This window comes from Streptomyces ossamyceticus, from assembly GCF_001418475.1.
GTDB lineage: Bacteria > Actinomycetota > Actinomycetes > Streptomycetales > Streptomycetaceae > Streptomyces > Streptomyces ossamyceticus.
On the sequence record NZ_LIQX01000396.1, the window covers coordinates 392 to 22,496 of the forward strand.

The 22,105-nt window shown below is 71.8% G+C and carries 25 protein-coding genes; 10 read left to right on the forward strand and 15 right to left on the reverse strand.

All coding sequences use genetic code 11. The annotated features are described in order from the left end of the window. Positions 1-725 (reverse strand): D-alanyl-D-alanine carboxypeptidase (locus AOK15_RS47290; RefSeq protein ID WP_240508611.1); only part of this gene is annotated, 725 nt, incomplete at its 3' end. A gap of 85 nt (positions 726-810) precedes the next feature. Between AOK15_RS47290 and AOK15_RS26980 the strand changes: the two genes are divergently transcribed. Together AOK15_RS26980 and AOK15_RS26985 are read left to right on the forward strand one after the other, a co-directional pair. Then, positions 811-1,302, forward strand: a complete 492-nt coding sequence (locus tag AOK15_RS26980; protein ID WP_055520960.1) for an inorganic diphosphatase — start codon at positions 811-813, stop codon at positions 1,300-1,302. Positions 1,303-1,442: 140 nt separating this feature from the next. Then, positions 1,443-3,161 carry a threonine/serine exporter family protein gene (locus AOK15_RS26985; RefSeq protein WP_107099526.1) on the forward strand — a complete coding sequence of 573 codons (1,719 nt, stop codon included), beginning with the start codon at positions 1,443-1,445 and terminating at the stop codon, positions 3,159-3,161. A 150-nt stretch (positions 3,162-3,311) separates the two neighbouring features. Here the strand turns inward: AOK15_RS26985 and AOK15_RS26990 are convergent, their stop codons facing one another. Together AOK15_RS26990 and AOK15_RS26995 are read right to left on the reverse strand one after the other, a co-directional pair. After that, on the reverse strand, positions 3,312-4,295 hold the full coding sequence (locus AOK15_RS26990; protein ID WP_055520961.1) for a DedA family protein: 984 nt from the start codon (positions 4,293-4,295) through the stop codon (positions 3,312-3,314). 151 nt (positions 4,296-4,446) lie between these two features. Next, on the reverse strand, positions 4,447-5,208 hold the full coding sequence (locus AOK15_RS26995) for a MerR family transcriptional regulator (protein WP_055520962.1): 762 nt from the start codon (positions 5,206-5,208) through the stop codon (positions 4,447-4,449). 89 nt (positions 5,209-5,297) lie between these two features. On the opposite strand from AOK15_RS26995, the gene gad reads away from it, so the two are divergent. Then, positions 5,298-6,731 carry a glutamate decarboxylase gene (gad, locus tag AOK15_RS27000; protein ID WP_055520963.1) on the forward strand — a complete coding sequence of 478 codons (1,434 nt, stop codon included), beginning with the start codon at positions 5,298-5,300 and terminating at the stop codon, positions 6,729-6,731. A gap of 65 nt (positions 6,732-6,796) precedes the next feature. Here the strand turns inward: gad and AOK15_RS27005 are convergent, their stop codons facing one another. The 6 genes from AOK15_RS27005 to AOK15_RS27030 all read right to left on the reverse strand — a co-directional run bounded on the left by AOK15_RS27005 (position 6,797) and on the right by AOK15_RS27030 (position 12,419). Then, entirely contained in the window at positions 6,797-7,573 is a 777-nt protein-coding gene (locus AOK15_RS27005) for an ABC transporter permease (RefSeq protein ID WP_055520964.1), read from the reverse strand. Continuing rightward, positions 7,570-8,538, reverse strand: a complete 969-nt coding sequence (locus AOK15_RS27010; RefSeq protein ID WP_055520965.1) for an ATP-binding cassette domain-containing protein — start codon at positions 8,536-8,538, stop codon at positions 7,570-7,572. The genes AOK15_RS27005 and AOK15_RS27010 overlap by 4 nt, the downstream gene beginning before the upstream one ends. A gap of 103 nt (positions 8,539-8,641) precedes the next feature. Next, the gene (locus tag AOK15_RS27015; protein WP_055520966.1) at positions 8,642-9,283 is read right to left on the reverse strand and encodes a PadR family transcriptional regulator; all 642 of its coding nucleotides are present in this window, start codon (positions 9,281-9,283) and stop codon (positions 8,642-8,644) included. Positions 9,284-9,309: 26 nt separating this feature from the next. Next, a complete protein-coding gene (locus AOK15_RS27020; protein ID WP_055520967.1) occupies positions 9,310-9,858 on the reverse strand; it encodes a DinB family protein in 549 nt (182 codons plus the stop codon). A 135-nt stretch (positions 9,859-9,993) separates the two neighbouring features. Next, positions 9,994-11,454 carry an aldehyde dehydrogenase family protein gene (locus AOK15_RS27025; RefSeq protein ID WP_055520968.1) on the reverse strand — a complete coding sequence of 487 codons (1,461 nt, stop codon included), beginning with the start codon at positions 11,452-11,454 and terminating at the stop codon, positions 9,994-9,996. Between the two features lie 140 nt (positions 11,455-11,594). Further along, positions 11,595-12,419 (reverse strand): helix-turn-helix domain-containing protein, encoded by an 825-nt coding sequence (locus tag AOK15_RS27030; protein ID WP_055520969.1) that lies wholly within the window; start codon positions 12,417-12,419, stop codon positions 11,595-11,597. A 445-nt stretch (positions 12,420-12,864) separates the two neighbouring features. Here AOK15_RS27030 and AOK15_RS27035 point away from each other — a divergent pair, with 445 nt between their 5' ends. Further along, positions 12,865-13,365, forward strand: a complete 501-nt coding sequence (locus tag AOK15_RS27035; protein ID WP_055520970.1) for an ATP-binding protein — start codon at positions 12,865-12,867, stop codon at positions 13,363-13,365. Positions 13,366-13,437: 72 nt separating this feature from the next. On the opposite strand, the gene AOK15_RS27040 is transcribed toward AOK15_RS27035, so the two are convergent. The 5 genes from AOK15_RS27040 to rpmG form a co-directional block, all read right to left on the reverse strand. Beyond that, positions 13,438-13,704, reverse strand: coding sequence for a DUF397 domain-containing protein (locus AOK15_RS27040; RefSeq protein WP_055520971.1), 267 nt, complete (start codon positions 13,702-13,704; stop codon positions 13,438-13,440). A 398-nt stretch (positions 13,705-14,102) separates the two neighbouring features. Beyond that, positions 14,103-14,336, reverse strand: a complete 234-nt coding sequence (rpsR, locus tag AOK15_RS27045) for a 30S ribosomal protein S18 (protein WP_055520972.1) — start codon at positions 14,334-14,336, stop codon at positions 14,103-14,105. A 3-nt stretch (positions 14,337-14,339) separates the two neighbouring features. Further along, complete coding sequence (locus AOK15_RS27050; RefSeq protein ID WP_055520973.1) at positions 14,340-15,569, reverse strand: CobW family GTP-binding protein; 1,230 nt, start codon at positions 15,567-15,569, stop codon at positions 14,340-14,342. 5 nt (positions 15,570-15,574) lie between these two features. Continuing rightward, the gene (locus AOK15_RS27055) at positions 15,575-15,826 is read right to left on the reverse strand and encodes a type B 50S ribosomal protein L31 (protein WP_055520974.1); all 252 of its coding nucleotides are present in this window, start codon (positions 15,824-15,826) and stop codon (positions 15,575-15,577) included. A gap of 5 nt (positions 15,827-15,831) precedes the next feature. Further along, a complete protein-coding gene (rpmG, locus tag AOK15_RS27060; protein ID WP_055520975.1) occupies positions 15,832-15,996 on the reverse strand; it encodes a 50S ribosomal protein L33 in 165 nt (54 codons plus the stop codon). A 62-nt stretch (positions 15,997-16,058) separates the two neighbouring features. On the opposite strand from rpmG, the gene rpmB reads away from it, so the two are divergent. From rpmB to AOK15_RS27080, 4 genes are all read left to right on the forward strand, one after another. Further along, positions 16,059-16,295 carry a 50S ribosomal protein L28 gene (gene rpmB / locus AOK15_RS27065; protein WP_055520976.1) on the forward strand — a complete coding sequence of 79 codons (237 nt, stop codon included), beginning with the start codon at positions 16,059-16,061 and terminating at the stop codon, positions 16,293-16,295. Beyond that, positions 16,295-16,600, forward strand: coding sequence for a 30S ribosomal protein S14 (gene rpsN / locus AOK15_RS27070; protein ID WP_055520977.1), 306 nt, complete (start codon positions 16,295-16,297; stop codon positions 16,598-16,600). Before rpmB ends, rpsN begins: the two co-directional genes overlap by 1 nt. 206 nt (positions 16,601-16,806) lie before the next feature. Beyond that, positions 16,807-17,337 carry a hypothetical protein gene (locus AOK15_RS27075; RefSeq protein ID WP_055520978.1) on the forward strand — a complete coding sequence of 177 codons (531 nt, stop codon included), beginning with the start codon at positions 16,807-16,809 and terminating at the stop codon, positions 17,335-17,337. Between the two features lie 167 nt (positions 17,338-17,504). After that, a complete protein-coding gene (locus AOK15_RS27080) occupies positions 17,505-18,080 on the forward strand; it encodes a DUF4232 domain-containing protein (RefSeq protein ID WP_055520979.1) in 576 nt (191 codons plus the stop codon). Between the two features lie 118 nt (positions 18,081-18,198). Here AOK15_RS27080 and AOK15_RS27085 read toward each other — a convergent pair whose 3' ends face one another. Beyond that, positions 18,199-19,437: a DUF2786 domain-containing protein gene (locus AOK15_RS27085; protein ID WP_055520980.1), complete on the reverse strand. Its 1,239-nt coding sequence runs from the start codon at positions 19,435-19,437 to the stop codon at positions 18,199-18,201. 301 nt (positions 19,438-19,738) lie between these two features. Between AOK15_RS27085 and AOK15_RS27090 the strand changes: the two genes are divergently transcribed. Together AOK15_RS27090 and AOK15_RS27095 are read left to right on the forward strand one after the other, a co-directional pair. Next, positions 19,739-20,629, forward strand: coding sequence for an ABC transporter ATP-binding protein (locus tag AOK15_RS27090; RefSeq protein ID WP_240508610.1), 891 nt, complete (start codon positions 19,739-19,741; stop codon positions 20,627-20,629). Continuing rightward, positions 20,623-22,105, forward strand: a 1,483-nt coding sequence (locus tag AOK15_RS27095) for an ABC transporter permease (RefSeq protein ID WP_055520981.1), incomplete at its 3' end; no start/stop codon positions are given. The genes AOK15_RS27090 and AOK15_RS27095, both read left to right, overlap by 7 nt.

A 22,105-nucleotide genomic window follows, 5' to 3' on the forward strand; every position in this document is an offset into this window, starting at 1 on the left:
CCGACGAGGACGACCTCGTCGGAGCCGGGCTCCAGGACGACGCGGGTCTCGATGCGGTGGTCCGGGCCGGCCGCCGAGAGGGCCGCGGCGGCCGTGGCGATCTTGGTGGTGGAGGCGGGGGTCAGCGCGTCGTCGGCGCCCTTGCCGTACAGCAGCTCGCCGGTCTTGACGTCGACGACGGCCGCCGCGCGGCGGGGGCCGAGCGCCGGGGCCTCCAGCAGCGGGTCGAGGACGGCGGCGAGGGCGTCGCCGCCGGGCATGGAGTCCGCGCCGGAGGCGCCGCCGAGGCCGGTCAGCACGGAGGGGGCGCTCGGCGCGGGCTTGGGCGCCCCCTGGGCCGTTCCGGACGACGTACCGGAATTACGTCCGTGATCTGCGCCACCCTCATGACCGTGTGATGCTGCCCAGTCGCGCTCGGCCGTACGCTGACCGGTGGAGTCCCAGGGCCCGGCGGCGAGGACGGCGCCGGCCGAGAGCACCAGCCCCAGGGTGGCAGCACCCGCGGTGAGCTGGAGGTTCGTGAGGTTCTTCGTGCTCCCCGCGAGTCGCGAAGAGCGCGCGCCGACGGCGCTCGTGACGCGTACGACACCGGGTTTCACCACCCGTGCGACGCGCGCGGCACCGGGTTTCACGGCGTGCGTCAGCCGCACGACACCCGGTTTCACGGCGCGCGCGACCCGCACCACATGCGGTCTCGCGGCCCGCCAGACCTTCGGCTCGGGCACGACCACCAGCCCCTTTCGCGATCACACACCTGCGTGAGGGACACTTAACCACCAGAACTATGTGTTGATCATGGAGGAGCCACCGGTGGAGTTCGACGTCACGATCGAGATTCCGAAGGGTTCGCGGAACAAGTACGAGGTGGACCACGAGACCGGTCGGATCCGCCTGGACCGTCGGCTCTTCACCTCGACCAGCTACCCGGCCGACTACGGCTTCGTCGAGAACACCCTCGGCGAGGACGGCGACCCGCTGGACGCGCTGGTCATCCTGGAGGAGCCGACCTTCCCCGGCTGTCTCATCAAGTGCCGCGCGATCGGCATGTTCCGGATGACCGACGAGGCCGGCGGCGACGACAAGCTGCTGTGCGTCCCGGCGTCCGACCCGCGTGTGGAGCACCTGCGTGACATCCACCACGTCTCGGAGTTCGACCGCCTGGAGATCCAGCACTTCTTCGAGGTCTACAAGGACCTGGAGCCCGGCAAGTCCGTCGAGGGCGCCGACTGGGTCGGCCGCGCCGAGGCCGAGGCCGAGGTCGAGAAATCGTACAAGCGCTTCAAGGAGCAGGGCGGTCACTGACCTCCCGCCTTGCAGGCCGTGGAACCGAACGGGCCGCGTGTCCCCTTGTGGGACGCGTGGCCCGTTCGCGTACCGGTGTGTGGCGCCGCGCATACTGAGGCGTACTGGAGCTGTCGTACAGGGAGCGCGGCGGAGTGGGAGTGACGGGACGCGAGGACCGCAAGCCGGTGTCGGACGAGGCGAGCAGCGCCTTCGCCGCCGTGAGAGCGTCGGCCCAGGCGGGGCCTGTTCCGGGGATCGACGGCGAGTCGTCGGTGACGTCGGAGTTCGCGATCCCCGCCGGGCTGGACGTGCCGCCGGCCGCGGTGGAGCCGGAGTCGCAGACGACCTCGGAGTTCGCGCTGCCGCGGGGGCTCACGCCACCCGAGCCGGTGGCCGGGGAGCAGGAGGGGTCGGCGTTCAGCACGCCGCGGACGTACCGCGCGAAGCAGGCGCCGCTCGCGTTCACCCCGGCGGGCGGCATCCCGGTCGTCAGCCTCACCAAGGACGCGCCGTGGCAGGACCGGATGCGGACCATGCTGCGGATGCCGGTGGCGGAGCGGCCGGCGCCGGAGCCGGTGCGCGCGGAGGGCGAGTCGGGGCCGGCCGTGCCGCGGGTGCTCGACCTGACGCTGCGTATCGGGGAGCTGCTGCTCGCGGGCGGTGAGGGCGCGGAGGACGTGGAGGCGGCGATGTTCGCCGTCTGCCGGTCCTACGGTCTGGACCGCTGCGAGCCGACGGTGACGTTCACCCAGCTGTCGGTGACCCATCAGCCGTCGCTGGTGGACGACCCGGTCACCGCCTCGCGGATCGTGCGGCGCCGGGTCACCGACTACACACGGCTCGCGGCCGTCTTCCAACTGGTGGACGACCTCAGCGACCCGGAGACCGTGATCTCGCTGGAGGAGGCGTACCGGCGACTCGCGGAGATACGGCGCAACCGGCACCCGTATCCCGGCTGGGTGCTGACGGCCTCCAGCGGGCTGCTGGCGGGCGCCGCGTCCACGCTGGTCGGCGGTGGCGTCGTCGTGTTCGTGGCAGCCGCGCTCGGGGCCATGCTGGGGGACCGGCTGGCGTGGGTGTGCTCGGGGCGAGGGCTGCCGGAGTTCTACCAGTTCCTGGTGGCGGCGATGCCGCCGGCGGCGATCGGCGTGCTGCTGACCGTGTTCCACGTGGACGTGGAGGCGGCCGCCGTCATCACCGGTGGGCTGTTCGCCCTGCTGCCCGGGCGGGCGCTCGTCGCGGGCGTCCAGGACGGGCTGACCGGCTTCTACATCACCGCCTCCGCCCGTCTGCTGGAGGTCATGTACCTGTTCGTGGGCATCGTGGTGGGGGTGCTGTTCGTCCTGTACTTCGGGGTGAAGCTGGGGGCCCAGCTGAACCCGGACGCGGCGCTGAGCACCGCCGAGCGGCCCGTGCTTCAGCTCGTGGCGTCGATGCTGCTGTCGCTGACCTTCGCGGTCCTGCTCCAGCAGGAACGATCCACCGTGCTGGCGGTGACCCTCAACGGGGGTGTGGCCTGGTCGGTGTACGGGGCGATGCACTACGCGGGCGAGATCTCGCCGGTCGCGTCCACGGCGGTGGCCGCGGGTCTGGTGGGGCTGTTCGGGCAGTTGCTGTCCCGGTACCGGTTCGCGTCGGCGCTGCCGTACACGACGGCGGCGATCGGGCCGCTGCTGCCGGGTTCCGCGACGTACTTCGGGCTGCTGGCGTTCGCGCAGAACGACGTGGACGCGGGGCTGGTGTCGCTGACGAAGGCGGCGGCACTGGCCATGGCGATCGCGATCGGAGTGAACCTCGGGTCGGAGCTGTTCCGGCTGTTCCTGCCGGGGGCGGCTCGTGCGGGACGCAAGGCGGCGAAGCGGACGCGGGGGTTCTGAGCGCCTGCCCCTCGGGGCGGCTGTTCGTGGGCGGCCGCGGGTCGTCACGGGCCGATCGCGCGGTTCCCCGCGCCCCTGAAAGCGATCCGCGCCCCGGAAAAACGATCCGCGCCCCTGGTGACAAGGGCGCGGCGTTCGGGGCGGGGCGGGTCAGTACTGCGGGTAGTTCTGCCCCTGGTAGCCCTGGTTGTGGCCCTGGTAGCCCTGGTTGTGGCCCTGGTTCTGCCCCTGGCTGTGGTCCTGCGGGTACTGGTTGCCCTGGGGGTGCTGCGGGGCGTACGGCTGCTGCGGGGGCTGCTGGTAGCCGTAGTCCTGGTGGCCGCCGTGGTCGTAGCCCTGGTTCGGGTAGCCCTGGTAGCCCTGGTTGTCGTAGCCCTGGTGCTGGTCGTACTGCTGCTGGTGCGGGGGCTGCTGGGCGTGCGACTGGTCCTGGTCGGCGGAGGGGACACGGCGGAGCTGGGTCGTCGCGTCGTCCATCACCGGGGCGGCGGCCGAGGGCTGTTCGGGCTGGTTCTTCTTCGCCTTACGGGCCTTCAGCAGCTCGATGATGATCGGGAGCACCGAGATGAGGACGATGAGGATCAGCATCGCCTCGATGTTCTTGCGGACGAAGTCGATCTGACCGAGCCAGGAGCCGAGGAGCGTGACGCCGGCGCCCCAGAGGACGCCGCCGACGACGTTGAAGATCAGGAACGTGCGGTACTTCATGCCGCTGACGCCCGCGATGATCGGCGTGAAGGTACGCACGATGGGCACGAAGCGGGCCAGGACGAGGGACTTCGGGCCGTGCTTCTCGAAGAACTCGTGGGCCTTGGTGACGTTCTCCTGCTTGAACAGGCGGGAGTCGGGCCGCTTGAACAGGGACGGGCCGACCTTCTTGCCGAACATGTAGCCCGCCTGGTCTCCCAGGATCGCCGAGACGCAGATCAGCACGATGGCCGCCCACAGCGGGAAGTCCAGCACATCGGTCGCGATGAGCATGCCGGCCGTGAACAGCAGCGAGTCACCCGGCAGGAAGAAGCCGATGAGGAGGCCGGACTCGGCGAACACGATCACGAGCAGGCCCCAGATCCCGAACGAGTCGAGCAGATAATCCGGGTCCAGCCAGCTCGGTCCGAGGGCGATCGTCGTCACGGTTCCGGGCTCCTGGGGGGTGAGAGGCAACTGAGGGCCTGCGGGTGAGGACCCACAGGGGTGACCAAAGCTATCAACGCACGGTCACCCCCTCAGGTTCCACGGGCTCCTCCAGAGTGCCCTGTGCCCGCCCCGGGACCAAGCTGTGTGGTCAGGGGCGCGCACGGGCGGCGTTGGCCGTGATCGCCTCCCGCAGGTGCTCCGCGAGCCCCGGGCGCATGGAGTCGTAGAACGCCTTGAACCGCTCGTCGGCGACGTACATCTCACCGAGGGAACGGTGCATGTCGTGGGGGCACTCGTAGAACCAGCGGCAGATGTGGAGGCGGTGCTCCTCCGCCAGGTCCATCGCGGCCTCGCCGGTCGCCGGTTCACCGGCGGTCATCAGGGCGTCGTAGCGCGCGCCCCAGTCGGCCACCTCGGCCTGCATGCGCTTCCAGTCGTCCTTGGTGTACGAGGCGGCGCGTCGCTGCGACTCGGCGTACGCGTCGGTGCCGCCCCAGCGCTGCTCGGCCTCCTCGGCGTACTGCTCGGGGTCCTTGTCCCCGAACACCTCGAACCGCTCCTCGGGCGTGAGGTTGATTCCCATCTTCCGTGCCTCCATGGCGTGCTCCACGGCCGCGGCCATCTTCTGCAGCTTCTCGATCCGGGCGGTCAGCAGCTCGTGCTGGCGGCGCAGGTGCGCCCGCGGGTCCGTCTCCGGGTCGTCGAGCAGGGCCGCGACCTCGTCGAGGGGGAAACCGAGCTCCCGGTAGAACAGGATCTGCTGCAACCGGTCGAGGTCGGCGTCGCTGTAACGGCGGTGCCCCGCGTGGGTGCGTTCGCTCGGTACGAGCAGTCCGATCTCGTCGTAGTGGTGCAGCGTGCGCACCGTGATCCCGGCGAATCCGGAGACCTGCCCCACGGTGTGGCTCATGTTCCGCTCCTCCCTTCGGTCACCGTCCAGCCTGGGTCCTCACGTCGCGTGAGGTGCAAGTCCCCCGTACCGCACCTACCGTCGAAGACATGCCACTGCACCGATGGGACCCCCTCGCCCCGGACGACCGGCATCACGACGGCCGCCGGCGGATCGCCATGAACCCCTTCTACGGCGCGGCCGACCCGGTCGCCGGCATGGCGGAGGCCCCGCCGAAGCACCGGCTGCCGGACGGCCCGCTGACGCCCTCCACGGCGTATCAGCTGGTCCACGACGAACTCATGCTGGACGGCAACGCGCGGCTGAACCTCGCCACCTTCGTCACCACCTGGATGGAGCCGCAGGCCGGCATCCTGATGGCGGAGTGCCGGGACAAGAACATGATCGACAAGGACGAGTACCCGCGCACGGCCGAGCTGGAGCGGCGCTGTGTGGCGATGCTCGCCGATCTGTGGAACGCCCCGGACCCCGACACGGCCGTCGGCTGCTCGACCACCGGGTCCAGCGAGGCGTGCATGCTCGCCGGGATGGCCCTCAAACGGCGGTGGGCGCAGCGCAACGCCGACCGGTACCCCTCCTCGGGCGCCCGGCCCAACCTGGTCATGGGCGTCAATGTGCAGGTCTGCTGGGAGAAGTTCTGCAACTTCTGGGAGGTGGAGGCCCGGCAGGTGCCCATGGAGGGCGACCGGTTCCACCTCGATCCGGCGGCGGCCGCGGCGCTGTGCGACGAGAACACCATCGGGGTCGTGGGCATCCTCGGGTCCACCTTCGACGGGTCCTACGAGCCGATCGCGGAGCTGTGCGCGGCGCTCGACGAGTTGCAGGAGCGCACGGGGCTCGACGTGCCCGTGCATGTCGACGGGGCGTCGGGCGCCATGGTCGCGCCGTTCCTCGACGAGGACCTCGTGTGGGACTTCCGGCTGCCGAGGGTGGCGTCGATCAACACCTCCGGGCACAAGTACGGGCTGGTGTACCCCGGTGTGGGCTGGGCGCTGTGGCGGTCGCCCGCCGAGCTGCCCGAGGAGCTGGTGTTCCGGGTGAACTACCTGGGCGGCGACATGCCGACCTTCGCGCTGAACTTCTCACGGCCGGGCGCCCAGGTCGTCGCGCAGTACTACACCTTCCTGCGGCTGGGCCGCGAGGGGTTCCGGGCGGTGCAGCAGTCCACGCGGGACGTCGCCACCGGGCTCGCCGAGCAGGTGGCCGCGTTCGGTGACTTCCGGCTGCTCACACGGGGCGACGAGCTGCCGGTGTTCGCCTTCACCACCACCGACGACGTCACCGCGTACGACGTGTTCGACGTGGCGCGGCGGCTGAGCGAGCGGGGCTGGCTGGTGCCGGCGTACACCTTCCCGGAGAACCGGCAGGACCTGTCCGTGCTGCGCGTGGTGTGCCGCAACGGGTTCTCCTCCGACCTGGCCGAGCTGTTCGTGGAGGATCTGGGGCGGCTGCTGCCCGAACTGCGCAAGCAAGCGCACCCGATCACCCGCGACAAGGCAGCCGCGACCGGCTTCCACCACTAGCGGACCGTTTGCACGCCAGGTCCCGGCCGCTCCCCTGGCTACTCGTGGCCACTCGCTGGGACCGGCTACCTGTCGAGGCGGGAGAACCGCCGTACCGCCAGGGGGAAGAAGGCGGCGGTCAGGGCCAGGGGCCAGGCCACGGCGAGGAGGACGGCGTGTTCGGCGGCCCAGGACGCGGAGGTGGCGCCCTGGTCGCCGGACAGGTCCCGTACGGCCGTGGCCGTCGCCGAGAGCGGGTTCCACTCGACGGCGGCGCCCAGCCACCCCGGCATGGTCTCGGGGGTGGCGAACGCGTTGGAGAGGAAGCCGACGGGCCACACCAGGATCTGCACGGCCTGCACCATCTCCGGCTTCCCCGCGATCATCGCGAGGTGGATGCCGATCCACAGCATGGCGAAGCGGAGGAGCAGCAGCAGGCCGACGGCCGCGAGGAGGGCCCCGGCCCCGCCGTGCGCGCGCCAGCCGAGCGCGTACCCGACGCCGAGCATCACCGCGAGGTTCAGCGCGGACTGGAGCATGTCGGCGGTCGCGCGGCCCACCAGGACGGCGCCGCTCGCCATCGGCATGGACCGGAAGCGGTCGATGACGCCCTTGTCGAGGTCCCGGGTGACGGCGATCATGGTCCCTTCGAGGCCGAACGCCATGGTCAGCGCGAGCATGCCGGGCACCAGGTAGGGAATGTAGCCGCCCTCGACGCCGCGGCCGCCGAAGAGGTGGCCGAACATCAGCAGCATCATGACGGGGAAGACCAGGGCGACCAGGACCTGGACCGGCCGCCGCGCCCAGTGGGCGAGTTCGCGGCGGGTCATGGTCCAGGAGTCGACGAGCGCGTACGGGGTCATACGGCCTCCCTCACTCGGTGGTGCCCGGCCCGGTCGTCCCCGGTGAGGTGCAGGAACACCTCGTCCAGCGTCGGGCGGCGCAGGGCGATGTCCTCGGCCTCGATCCCTGCGTCCTCCAGGGCCCGTACGACGCCGGCCAGGGCCGTCATGCGGTCGGTGACGGGGACGCTGAGGCGGCGGCGGTCGGCGTCCACGGAGACGGCGTCCTGCGGGACCGGCAACAGGGCCGTGGCGGCGCCGAGTTGTCCGGCGTCGCGCAGGACGACGTCGACGCGGTCGCCGCCGGTCAGGCGTTTCAGCTCGTCGGCGGTGCCGGCGGCGACGACGCGGCCGCCGTCGACGAACGCGATGCGGTCGGCGAGCCGGTCGGCCTCCTCCAGGTACTGGGTGGTGAGCAGGACCGTCGTCCCGCCTCCGACGAGGGAACGGACGGACGTCCACACCTCGGCCCGGCCGCGGGGGTCGAGGCCGGTGGTCGGTTCGTCGAGGAAGAGCACCTCCGGTTCGGCGATGAGGGACGCGGCGAGATCGAGGCGGCGCCGCATGCCGCCGCTGTACTGACCGACCGGCTTGCGGCCGGTGTCGGTGAGGCCGAAGCGCTCCAGGAGTTCGTCGGCGCGCACGCGCGCGTGGCGGGCGCCCAGGTGATATAGGCGGCCGAACATCTCCAGGTTCTGCCGGCCGCCGAGCTCCTCGTCGAGTGCCGCGTGCTGGCCGAGGAGGCCGATGCGCAGGCGCACCTCACGCGCGTGTGCCACCACGTCGTGCCCGGCCACCCGGATACGGCCCGCGTCGGGACGCAGCAGGGTGGACAGGATCCGGACCAGGGTCGTCTTGCCCGCGCCATTGGGCCCGAGCACGCCCTGCACGGTGCCGGAGGCGACCGTGAGGTCGAGCCCGTCCAGCGCCTTCTTGTCGCCGTACTTCTTGTGTGCGCCCTCGACGGTGATCGCCGTGTCGGCCACTGTCCCCACTCCCCCACCGGTCCCCTCACTGGCGACCCGAGTTACTAGTCAAGTTTGACTACAGAGTCACGGTAAAGCAGGGCGAAGCGTTAGTCAAACTTGATCAGCGGGTGTCCTCCGGATGCCGCTGCCCCGTCGCGTACGGGTTCTCCTGCCCCTCGGTCAGGACGCCGACGAAGGGTTCGCCCTCGCCGGCGAAGGTGTAGGCGCCGCCGCGGATCCGCTCGACGAGCCCCTGGGTCCACTCGGCGCCGGCGTCGGCGGAGTGGAGCCAGAAGTTCATGATCTCGCCGATGTGGCCCAGCTCGGCGGTGCCGTCCTCGGGGGTGTAGTGGTCGGTGACCGCGGCGCGCCACTGCTTGAGGGTGCGCACCCGCTGCTGGAGGAGTCCGAGGACCTCCTCGCGGTCGAGGTCGACCATGAAGCCGAGCGCCGCGGAGAGCACGTCCGGCTTCTGGTCGTGGGCGAGGAGGGACTCCCGCAGCAGGCTCAGATACTCGGCGGTGCCCTTCTCCGTGATCTCGTACTCGGTGCGCGGCGGGCCGCCGACGGTGGAGGGGGCGATCTCGTGCGCGTGCAGCAGTCCCTGTTTCGCCATCTGCTTCAGGGCGTGGTAGATCGAGCCGGGCTTGGCGTTGGACCACTCGTGCGCGCCCCAGTACTCCAGGTCGTTGCGCACCTGGTAGCCGTGGGCCCGCCCGTGCTGGCGCACCGCGCCCAGCACGAGAAGACGGATCGCTGACATGGGGCCCAGCGTAGGACCCCGCGGGGTCAGCCCCAGCCGGAGCCCTGCTCCTTCGCCACCAGCTCGAAGGCGGTCGCGCCGTCCAGCGACTCCCGGATGATGTCGGCGTGCCCGGCGTGCCGGGCCGTCTCACGGATCAGGTGCAGGCACAGCCAGCGCATCGAGAGCGTCTCGTCCTGCGGGTGCCAGGGCGCCGCCGGCAGTTCGAAGGTGTCGTCGAGGCTGGGCACCGCGCGGACGAACGCCTCCGTCTCGGCGGCCACCTTCTCGTAGTACGCGAGCTGCTGCTCGACGGTCTCGTCGCCGACGAGGGTGAAGCACTCGTGCCAGTTCGACTCGTCCCGCTGCACCGCCGCGGGCTCGCCCTTGGCGCGGGCGATCCAGCCCTGCTCGACCTCGGCGACATGCTTGACCAGCCCGGCCAGGGACAGCTCGCTCGCGCTCGGCCGGCTGCCCGCCTGTTCGTCGGTCAGCCCGAGCAGCGTCCGCCGCAGGCCGCCACGCTGCTCCGCCAGGAAGGCGAGCAGCGCCCCCCGCTCGTCGCCCTTCGCCTCTGCCTGCACGTGCGTGACCATGACGGCCGCCTTTCGTCGGGTCCGGGCTCCGGTGAGCCCCTCTGACACCTCCGAAGCTACGGGCCCTTGCGGACAGGTATGGTCCGCAAGTACGCGGGGCGTACGAAACCCGAGCGGACGATCAGCCGGACGGCGTCAGAACGGGAAGCGGCTGCGGCCGTGCTGGATCGAGATCCACTTCTGGGTGGTGAACGCCTCCACCGTGGACTCGCCGCCCAGGCGGCCGAGGCCGGAGTGCTTCTCGCCGCCGAAGGGGACGATCGGCTCGTCGTGGACGGTACCGTCGTTGACGTGGAACATCCCGGTGTCGATCCGCTGGGCGAAACGCACACCCCGCTCGACGTCCCCGGTGTGGACGGCGCCGCTCAGGCCGTACGGGGTGTCGTTGACGAGGCGGACCGCCTCCTCCTCCCCGTCGAAGGGGATGAGGAAGGCGATGGGGCCGAAGATCTCCTGCTGGAGGAGGGGGGAGTCGGCCGGGAGGCCGGTGAGGACGCTCGGCCCGACCAGGTTGTCGGTGGTCGTGCCGCGGACGAGCGCCGTGGCGCCCTGGGCGATCGCCTGGTCGACGACGGTGGTCAGGGCGTCGGCCTGCGAGGAGTTGATGACCGGGCCGATGACCGTGCCCGGGTCGCGCGGGTCGCCGGTCTTCAGCGCCTTCACCTTCGCCACGAACTTCTCGGTGAACTCGTCCTGCACCGAGCGGTCCACCAGGACGCGGTTCGCGGCCATGCAGACCTGGCCCTGGTGGACGTAGCGCGAGAAGACCGCCGCGTCGACCGCGTAGTCGACGTCCGCGTCGTCCAGCACCACCAGGGCGCTGTTGCCGCCCAGTTCGAGGACCACCCGCTTGAAGTGCGAGGCGGCGACGGTGGCGACATGGCGGCCGACCTTGTCGGAGCCGGTGAAGGAGATGACCTTGGGGATCGGGTGCTCGACGAAGGCATCGCCGATCTCGGCGATGTCGGTGACGACGACGTTCAGCAGGCCGGCCGGCAGACCCGCCGCCTCGAAGATCTTCGCGACCAGCGTGCCGCCGGTGACCGGGGTGTCCTCGTGCGGCTTCAGCACGACACCGTTGCCGAGCGCGAGGGCCGGGGCGACCGACTTGAGGGAGAGCAGGAACGGGAAGTTGAAGGGGCTGATCACCCCCACCACCCCGACCGGCACGCGGTAGAGGCGGTTCTCCTTGCCCTCGACCGGCGAGGGGATGATTCTCCCCTCCGGGCGCAGAGCCAGCTGAATCGATTCGCGCAGGAACTCCTTGGCGAGGTGCAGTTCGAAGCCGGCCTTGAGGCGGGTCCCGCCCAGCTCGGCGATGATCACCTCGGCGATCTCCTGCTCGCGTTCCTCGACGACCCGCAGGGCCTTCTCGAACACGGCGCGACGGGCGTAGGCGTTGACGTCGGCCCACTCCCGCTGGGCGTCCCGCGCGGCCCGGTACGCCTCGTCCACCTCGTCGACGGTGGCGATCGTGATCGACGCGAGCTTCTCGCCGTCGTAGGGGTCGAAGTCGATGATGTCCCAGGAGCCGGTGCCGGGGCGCCACTCACCGCCGATGTACTGCTGCGCCAGATCGGTGAAGTAGGACGACATGTGAACCCTCAATCCCTCGCGCCCGGGACGGACACCCGTACGCACACGACAGTGCATGACGATGTGATCACGCGTCATCGTACGTCTGTGCACTGGGAGTTGAGGGGCAATCCCGAAAGACTCACGGGGGCCCGCGGGCCTCAGGACAGCTGGAGCAGCCCCCGCAGCAGGTCACGGCTCTCCGCCGGGGAGGGGCTGTCGTTCTGGAGCTGCTTCATCGCCCGCTCGTACTGGGCGACGTCCTCGCGCTTGTCCAGGTAGAGGGCGCTGGTGAGCTGTTCGAGGTAGACGACGTCCGAGAGGTCGGACTCGGGGAAGCTGAGGACCGTGAAGGCGCCGCTCTCGCCGGAGTGCCCGCCGAAGCCGAACGGCATCACCTGGAGGCAGACGTTGGGGCGCTCGGAGATCTCGATGAGGTGCTGGAGCTGACCGCGCATCACCTCGCGGTCGCCGTACGGGCGGCGCAGGGCGGCCTCGTCGAGGACGCAGTGGAACTCGGGGGCCCGCTCGGAGACCAGGTACTTCTGCCGCTCCATACGGACGGCGACCCGCTTGTCGATCTCGGCGTCGCTCGCGTCCTTCATGCCGCGGGCCACGACCGCGTGGGCGTACGCCTCGGTCTGCAACAGACCGTGCACGAACTGCACTTCGTAGGAGCGGATGAGGTGGGCGGCGGCCTCGAGTCCGACGTAGGTGGGGAACCAGTTGGGCAGGACGTCGGAGTAGCTGTGCCACCAGCCGGCGACGTTCGCCTCCTTGGCGAGGGAGAGCAGGGAGGTGCGCTCGGCCTCGTCTGTGACGCCGTAGAGGGTCAACAGGTCCTCCACGTCACGGGTCTTGAAGCTCACCCGGCCGAGCTCCATCCGACTTATCTTCGACTCGGAGGCGCGGATCGAGTACCCGGCCTTCTCCCGGGTGATTCCCTGTGCCTCGCGCAGCCGCCTGAGGTGCGAGCCCAGCAGCATCCGCCTCACCACCGACCCGCTCGATTCACCGGCGCCCACGTTCGTCCAGCCTCCCCAACTTCTTCAAGGGCCGCAGTCTGCCACTAAACCACTCCGATCCGCACTCGCCCGGTTACAGAAATGGAAAGTCTTCAACACCTGGGACGGGTGGGGCGAGGAGGGGCCGAGAGCGCCAAGAACTCGACGGGCGGTCGAAGATGGGGTGGAGAGTCGGTGGAGGTCGCCGAAAACCACCGGCGAGTCGTCGGTCCACGCCCGGTTTCCGGGAACAGAGTGACAGAAGAAATGTTCAGGAACCGGTACCGCCGGGTCCATTCCGGGCGCGTGCACGTGCATCTGCCCTTGCATCTGCTGTACGCATCCGAAACCATGGTCCCGCGCACCGCTGCATCGCTATGACCGCGAACACTCGGGAGTGCCTCGCATGGGGACGAATGGATCGACCATGCTCGAACCCTTACGGCAGGGACTTCCGCCTCTCGATCCCGCGACCGTGTCCGACGCCGCGTCCTGTGCGCTCCCACCCCGGTACGAAGCGGTGCGCGAGGCACGGCAGTTCACACGGGGCACGCTCGACCAGTGGCACATGGGCGATCGGTTCGACGACATCTGCCTCGTGGTCTCGGAACTCGTCACCAACGCGCTGCGGCACGGCCTGCCCTCGGTCAACGGGCACCGCCCCGCCCAGGAACCTCCCGTACGGCTGCATCTGATGCGCTGGACGGAGCGGCTGGTGTGCGCGGTGCGCGACCCCAGCCATGACAGCCCCGTCGCACGGGACTCGGACGACTTCTCGGCGGAGTCGGGACGCGGACTGTTCCTGGTCGACTCCTTCGCGGACAGCTGGGGCTGGCATCCGCTGGCCGGCACGCTCAGCGGCAAGGTGGTGTGGGCGCTCTTCCGCGTACCGCCCGCGAGCGGCGGCGCCCCGGCCTCGGACCGCTGACGAACCGCGGCGCACTTCCGCGCCGCGGTTCTACGCGTGTCACACCACCGGACGGCCGGCCATGAGCAGGCGTCAGTGGATCAGGTGGTCGAACTCGCCGTCCTTCACACCCAGCAGCATCGCCTCGATCTCTGCGCGGGTGTAGACGAGCGCGGGCCCGTCCGGGAACCGGGAGTTCCGCACCGCCACGTCACCGCCGGGCAGCCGCGCGAACTCCACGCAGTTCCCCTGCGAGTTGCTGTGCCGGCTCTTCTGCCAGGCCACCGCGTGGAGCTCGGTCAGCTCCGTCGCGGCCATGCCGTTGTACACATCATCCACGCCGTACACGTCGTGGTCCACAGGTGTCTCCCCGGGGTGGTGCAGTGGTGCGCTCGATGCGCCTTGGCACTGGTGTGGCCAGAGTTGCAGTAGTCAACTGCCCCGGATCATAGCTTCGTTCACGTGCTGTTGCATGAGCGGATGCACCTGCGCATGCACGGTCAGATGCACGTGCACGAGGGGTGGTGCGGCGATTACAGCACCGGGGCACTTGAGAGACGCGTCCTGGGGCGTTCCTGTTCCCTTTCGCACGTCACCTCTTCACTTCTCCGTACGTGGCGCGCCCCCCGGAGGTTCACGGCGGCCCGTCGACGGCGGGATTCCGGATCGCACAGATTGGCGGAAAAGAAGCGGCCCCCGGCGAGGTGGTGGGTCCTCGCCGGGGGCCGGGTGGGGGGTGGTGGATCAGTGGGACGCGCTCACCGTGCGGAGTACGGCAGGAGCGCCATCTCCCGGGCGTTCTTGATCGCGCGGGCCAGCTGCCGCTGCTGCTGGGCGGAGACCCGGGTGACCCGGCGGCTGCGGATCTTGCCCCGGTCGGAGATGAACCGGCGCAGCAGGTCGGTGTCCTTGTAGTCGATGTAGGTGATCCCCGCCTGGTCCAAAGGGTTGGGGCGGGACTTGGCGGGCTTCCGCTCGGGCTTGCGGGCCATGGGTCAGACCTCCAGGAAGGCGTCGAAGGGGCGCGGCAGCCGTTCCCAGGCCTCGCGCCCGGCGGCGTACTCGGTGTCGGTGAGCAGGCAGGACTCCAGCAGCCGTTCGAGTCCGTCGCGGTCCAGGCCCGGCGAGGTGAAGACCAGGTGCTGGCAGCGGTCGCCGTGCTCCGGGTGCCAGTCGAGCGCGGCGGCCGCGCGGCGGACCGGGGGCACCATCTCCCAGGCCGCGTCCGGCAGCGAGGCGAGCCAGGGCCCGGCCGACTCCACGCACAGGGCGCCGCCGGCGGCGTCCCAGTGCAGCAGGGTGTCCGGGCGCTCGGCCAGCCAGAACCTGCCGCGGCTGCGGGCGGCCGCGCAGCACAGGTCCTCCAGGGCCGCGTACAGGCGCTCCGGGTGGAAGGGGCGGTGGCGGCGCCAGACGAGGGTGGTGACGCCGTGTTCGTCGGCGTCGGTGGGGAGCAGGGCGCAGGCGGGGTGCTGGGCCGCGGCGGCGGCGTCCACGTCGAACCCGGCGAGCGCTGCGGCGAGCAGGGAACCGGGGGGCGCCATGGGGGTGATGGCGCGTTGCGGGGTGCGGGTGCGTCGTGGCTGGTCGCGCAGTTCCCCGCGCTCCTCAAGAACCGAGGGCGCCCCCTGGCCCTGAACGGGCACTTGCAGCGCCGTCGGGTGGAGTTGGGACAGGAGGGCTCTGTCCTCTTCGTCCGCCTCCTCCGAGTCGAGGACGGCGAGGACGGGGGCGTACTCCAGTTGGCGGGCGAAGGTGTCGGCGACGGTGCGTTCGTCGGTCGGGGCCGCGGCCAGGCCGGTCTCGGCGAGGTCGTCGCCGTTGCCGAGGCAGGGCAGCAGGAGGGCGGGGTCGACCGCCGTGATCACCGAGGTCAGCGGCAGACCGCTCGCCGCGACGACCTCGGCCATGGCCTTGGGTTCGACCGAGTCCCACAGTTCGACCACCGCGAGGCGGGTGAGGCCCGCCCCGGCGAGGCGCTCCAGTTCGGGGACGAGGTCCTCACGCAGGGCGCAGCAGGCGCAGTCGTTGACGAGCGGGGTCTCGCCGGTGGAGACGAGGCCCCCGGCGTCCCGGATCGTCCGCAGGACCGTGCCGTCGACGGCGGTGGACAGGTCGTGGTGCAGCGCGACGCTGCCCGGGACCCCGGCGAGCAGCGCCTCGACGGCGGCCCGCCGGGCGTCGGCGTGGAGCCCGCCGACGATCGCGACAGACAGCTGGGTCATGTCGGTCAGCCCCGCTTCTTCCCGTACCGCTTCTCGAACTTCTCCACGCGACCCGCCGTGTCCAGCACGCGCGCGGTGCCCGTGTAGAAGGGGTGGCTGACGTTCGAGATCTCGACGTCGACCACCGGGTACGTGTGGCCGTCCTCCCATTCGATCGTCTTCTCGCTCGTCATCGTCGAGCGGGTGAGGAAGGCGTGGTTCGCTGCGCGGTCCCGGAAGACGACGGGCCCGTACGAGGGGTGGATGTCCTTCTTCATCGCGGTCAGCGCTCCTCTCGGAAGTCGACGTGACGGCCCGCCATCGGGTCGTACTTGCGCAGGGTCAGCCGGTCCGGGTCGTTCCGGCGGTTCTTGCGGGTGACGTACGTGTAGCCCGTGCCGGCCGTGGACCGGAGCTTGACGACCGGGCGGAGTTCGTTGCGTGCCATGCTGGTATCTTACTGAAAATGAATTCCATTTACATCACCGAGCAGGGAGAGGTGCATCACCCTTGTCCGCGCACTGCATGCTGACCGGCGCCCAGCCGGGTTTCGGCAACCGCATCTCGCACTCCCACCGGCGCACGTCCCGCCGCTTCGACCCCAACATCCAGTCCAAGCGGTACTGGCTGCCGGGCGAGAACCGGTACGTGCGGCTCCGGCTGAGCGCGAAGGGGATCAAGACCGTGGACGTCATCGGCGTCGAGGCCGCCGTCGCACGGATCCGCGCCCGGGGGGTGCGGGTCTGATGGCGAAGAAGAGCAAGATCGCGAAGAACGACAAGCGGCAGGAGATCGTCGCCCGGTACGCCGCGCGGCGCGCCGAGCTGAAGGAGATCATCCGGCGGCCGTCCTCCACGGACGCCGAACGGTTCGCGGCGCAGCGGGAACTGGCGCGGCAGCCGCGTGACGCGAGCGCGACCCGCGTCCGCAACCGGGACGGTGTGGACGGCAGGCCGCGCGGCTACTTCCGGGCGTTCGGACTGTCCCGCGTCAGCCTGCGGGAGCAGGCGCACGCCGGGTATCTGCCGGGGGTGCGCAAGTCGTCCTGGTGACGGAAGGGGCGGTCGCGGGGGCGTGCGCGGGTCGGGTGCGCGGGCGGCGTGCGCGGGCAGGGTGCGCGGACGGGGTCGTCCTCAACGGTTCGCGAGGTTCTCGCAGTTCCCGGCCAACCGGCATCGAGGGGCTCCTGGTAGCTTGCCGCTGTCGCCGCGGCGACCGGATCCGGCCATACCTTGGGGAGACCTCAGTGACTACGGCGATGACGGCGAAGACCGCGACGAGGAGGATTTCGGCCCGTCGGCGCGTGCGGGCCGGGGCCGCGGCCGCCGGGCTGGCGGCCGCGCTCGTACTGACCGGGTGCAGCAGCGACGACGGCGACTCCTCGGCGAAGGAACCGACGGCCACCCCCACGGCGACGGACGCGGCCGACGGCGGCACCGACTCCGGTGGCTCCACCGGCGGCGACAAGAAGCTCCAGGGCAACTGGCTCGCCACGACCGGCGGCAAGCCGGTCGCCCTGTTCGTGAACGGCGACGAGGCCGCGCTGTTCGTCGTCGGTGGCACGGTGTGCAGCGGCAAGGTCTCCGACGAGGCGAACATGCGGATGATCGAGCTGAAGTGCACCGACGGCACCAAGGACCGCACCTCGGGCATGGTCGACTCGGTGGACTCCAAGTCCCTCACGGTCACCTGGGAGGGCAAGGTCGGCAAGGAGACCTTCCAGAAGACCGAGGGCGCCCTCCCCTCGGGCCTCCCGACGGACCTGCCCACGGCGGCCTCGGGGTCCTAGTGCCGCGGGTCGCCGGGCGGCTCCGGCCGCGAGACGGCGGGATCGTACGGGTCCGGGGCCGGGGCGTCCGATCATGGGCGGGCGGGCCGTGGAACCAGCGGGTTCCGCGGCCCGTTCGTACTTCACACCAGCACAGGCTGCGACAGCCACGAACTCTCGGGAACTCCATGCGTACCGCTCCGACCGCCATCGCCGCCGCGCTCCTCGCGGCTCTCACACTGACCGCCTGCGGCGGGAACGACGGGGGTGACGCCGGCGACGGGGGCAAAACCACCACCGCGTCCCCCTCCGGCGACGGGAAGGGCGCGGGCTCGGGTTCCGCGTGCGTCGCCGCCGGGGCCGCGTTCGAGGTGGGGCCGAGCAGCGCCGCGCCGGCGGCCGGCGACGAGGGCGCCGTGCCGGTCACCGTCACCAACAAGAGCGGTGCCGCCTGCACCCTGAAGGGCCTCGCCCACGTCGAACTGCTCGCCGGCGGGAAGTCCTGGCCGCTCGCGCCGCTGGAGGGCGCGGCGAAGGACGCCGAGATGACCCTCGCCGAGGGCCAGTCGGTGACCTTCACCATCGCCTACGTGCGCGGGGTCGCCGGGGACGCGCAGAAGAGCGCCGACGTGGAGAAGCTGAGCTTCAGCCTGCCGGGCGAGAAGAAGGCCAACACCTACGACTGGCCGGACGCGGAGGTCGCCCTCCGGTCGGGCGGGACGCTGGACGCGACGGTGGGGCCGTTCACGCCGGTGGGCGACTGAGCAGCGAGGCGTGGCTGCCCTGTGGGGTGACCCATGGGGTGACCCGTGCGGCGACGGGCGACGGCCGGCCGTACGGACGGGGCGCCCCGGCGGGCTCATGACGGCAGCCGGGGCTCGCTCATGACGGCAGCCGGGGCCGGGCCCTGACCTGGGCGCGGTCGGCCGCCTCGGCGCCCTGTTGCCAGCCGGCGGCGTCGCTGACGCCTCGTACGCGGGTGGTCACGGTGTCCGGGAACATCCGGGTGAACCGGTCGCGGACGGCGACGCCGCGGGCGGCGAGCACGGGCAGCAGGTCCTGTTCCGCGGCGCCCTCGCCCTCGGTCGGCTCGCTCCGCCCGGTCCGTTCGACCTCGGCCTCGGCGGCGGCCGCCAGCCGGTCGCCTATCCGGTGGGCGTAGGCGGCCAGGAACGACTGCCGGAAGGTCTTGGTCCGATTGCGGCCGCCCTTGCGCTGGGCCGCCTCCGCCTTCGTCATCGCGGTGGTGGCCTGGACGAGGAGCGAGGTGTAGAGCAGCTCGACCGACTCCAGGTCCGCCTCGAACCCGACGACCGTGGAGAAGCCGAGGGACTCGTTCCACACGGCCTCGCAGCGGTTCGCGCGGGCCACGGCGTCGAGGAGCACCGCCTTGGCCGTCTCGTACGGCGCGTCCACCCCGATCCGGCAGGCGCCGGGCGCGTCCTTCGCGTGCGTGCGCGCCGCCAGCAGCGCCTCGTCGATGCTGTGCCGGGCCATCAGCTCCTGCGCCTTCGCGCTGAGCGCCTCCGCCTCCTCGGGGAAGTCGGTGGCCTCCGCCTTGGCGAGGAGAGAACGGATGCGCGTGAGCATCCGGGACTCGGGGTGGTGGGGCGGGTGCGCGCCGGTGTCCCTGGCGCGGTCGAGGGGTTCCAGGGTGGGCAGACGCAGGAGCAGGCGGTACAGCTCCAGCGCGGTGGTGGCCCGGGAGAAGCGGTCGCCGCGCGGACCGTTCTCGGCCGCGGGCCCGGCTTCGGCGAGGGCCCGCGCCTCGTCCAGCTGTGCGGCCCAGCGAGGGCTCGGGGGCTGCCGTCGTCGTCCACCGCCGGGCGCCCGCCCGTTCCCGGGGCCGTCGTCCCGCCCCTCCTCGTGCTCGTCGACGACGAGGCGCGCGGCGAGCCGTACGTGGGCGTCGTCCAGGTCACGCCGGACCAGGCGTACGACGTCGGCGGGCTGCCAGCCGCGTCGCCAGGCGCCGGCGACGAACTCCCGGCCGCGCCGGGCCACCTCCGCGTCGGTCGCGGGGTCGGCGGCGAGCAGGGAGGCGCCGGTGTCGAGGGCGGCGTCGGTGTCGGCGTAGAGGGCCGCCTCGAAGGCGCGCTCCACCGTGCTGGTCGTACTCACGTGTTCGATCGTGTCATGGCGGGGGCGGGGCGGAGGTAGTGCTGGCCCTACCTCGGGACGCCCTCCAGTGGTCGTGTGCGGGCGGACCGCGGACGGTTCGCTTGGAGGCATGACCAGGACAGAGGAAACGGGCACGTCGGGGGCACCCCGGAGGGTGGCGCGACCGGGACGGCCGGGGTGGCTGAGGCGACCGGGGCGGCTGTGGCGGCCGGGGTGGCTGAGGCGACCGGGGCGGCTGTGGCGACCGGCGGGAACGTACGGGACGTCAGGGGCGGCGCCGCAGGCACCGGCGGCGGCCGGGATGCCGGGAGGAACGTCGGCCGTCGAGGGCTCGGCGGCCGTGCGGGTGCGGGGGCTGCGGCGGGTGTACGGGGATGTCGTCGCCCTGGACGGGGTGGATCTCGACTTCGCCGCGGGGACCTTCACGGCGGTGATGGGGCCGTCGGGGTCGGGCAAGTCGACGCTGTTGCAGTGTGCGGCGGGGCTGGACCGGCCGTCGGGCGGGACGGTGCGGGTGGACGGGGTCGAGCTGGGCGGGCTGGGCGAGCGGCGGCTGACGCTGTTGCGGCGGGACCGGATCGGCTTCGTCTTCCAGTCCTTCAACCTGCTTCCTTCGCTGACCGCCGCCCAGAACGTCGCCCTGCCGCTGCGGCTCGCGGGACGACGGCCGTCGCGGGGCGCGGTGCGCGCGGCGCTCGACCGGGTGGGGCTCGGCGAGCGGGCCGGGCACCGGCCGGCCGAGCTGTCCGGCGGGCAGCAGCAGAGGGTGGCGCTGGCGCGGGCGCTGATCACCCGGCCCGCCGTGCTGTTCGGCGACGAGCCGACGGGCGCGCTCGACACCACCACCAGCCGCGAGGTGCTCGGACTGCTGCGCGAACTGGTGGACCGGGAGGGGCAGACCACGGTCATGGTCACGCACGACCCGGTGGCCGCGTCGTACGCGGACCGGGTGGTGTTCCTCGTCGACGGGCGGGTGAGCGGGGAGTTGACCGCGCCGTCCGCGGAGACGGTGGCGGCGCACATGGCGGGGTTGGAGCGCGACGCCGGGGCGAGCGGGTCGGGTCCGGTTGCCGAAGTGGCGGGCGGGGCAGGCGGGGCCGGCCGTGCGGGTGTGGCCGGCGAGGCAGGCATGACGGGCGCGGCGGGCTCGGTCGGCGTGGCGGGCGTGGTTTCGGGGAGGTCGTCGTGCTGAGTCTGGCGTCGTTGCGGGCGCGGTGGGCCGCGCTGGTGGGGTCGTTCGTGGCCGTCGCGCTCGGGGTGGGCGTGGTGGCGGTCATGGGGCTGGGCGTCGCCGCGACCCTGGACCCGCCCGCACGCGAACCCGAGCGGTTCGCCTCCTCCCCGGTCGTGGTGGCGGGCATCGACACGCTCACGGTCGAGGTGGAGCGGGGCTCCGGTACCGCGCGGGTGTCGAAGAAGCTGGCCCGTCCACACCCTGTGGACGAGCGGCTGCTGACCGAGCTCCGGAGGCTGGGGCCGGTGCGGACCGACGGCACGGCGGCGCGGGACGCCGTCGGGGTGGACGCCCCCGCCACGGACGTACGGGCCGTCGTCGGCGAGCGGGCACGGGTGCTGACCGGGGACGACCGGCGGCGGGTCGACCCGTCGTACGAGCGGGACGCGGAGGCGCTGGTCGCCGTCAACTCGCTGCTGGGCACGGCCGCCGGGGTCACTGCGTTCGTGTCGGTGTTCGTGACGGCGTCGACCTTCGCCTTCGTCGTGGCGCTGCGCCGACGGGAGTTCGGGCTGCTGCGGATGGCGGGCGCGACGCCGGGGCAGGTGCGGCGGCTGCTGCTCGGGGAGGCGCTGGCGGTCGGGGTCACGGCGTCGGCGGCCGGGTGCGCGCTGGGCACGTGGGGCGCCCCCGTGCTGATCCGGGAGCTGGTGGCGGGCGGGGTGGCGCCGTCGTGGTTCGCGCTGCCGGGCTCGGTCGTGTGGCCGTACCACGTGGCCTTCTGGACGGGTGTGTCGGTGGCGTTCGCGGGGGCGTGGGTCGCCGCGCGGCGGGCCGGGCGGATCGGTCCCGTCGAGGCGTTGCGGGAGGCGTCCGTGGACACGGCGGTGCTGCCCCGTTCGCGCCGGGTGATCGGTGTCGCCCTGCTGGCGGCCGGACTGGGGCTGCTGGCCTGGAGATGGGGCACGGATCCGGTGGAGCTGCTGAAGCGGAAGACGTACATCACGCAGCCGATGGTGCTGATCACTGCGGTCGCGGCGCTGGCGCCCCTGCTCGTCCGGCCCCTCGTACGGCTGATGGGCGCGGCGCTGCCCGGTGCCGTCGGTCTGCTGGTCCGCGAGAACGCGGCCACGTCCGTACGACGCACCGCCGCCGTCGCGGCCCCGGTCCTGGTGACCGTGGCACTGGCCGGCTCGCTGCTGGGCTCCTCGGCGACGGTCGCCGGGGCGAAGGCGGCGGAGGCCGAGGCCCGGACCCGGGCGGACTTCGTGGTGACGGGCCCGGCGGGCCGGCTGGGCGAGTGGGCCGGGCGACGCCATGGGTTGGGCGGGGAGAGCAGGGCCGGTGCGGCGGCGGCCGGGTCGCGAGGGGCGGTAGCACTGGGCACGTCGGTGGTGTCCCCGTCGGCTTCCACCGCCGTGTACGTGAAGGAGGAGCGGACCGCGCTCGTCCGGTCCGACGCGCGGGCGGTGACGGACGTGGCGGCGTTCGCGG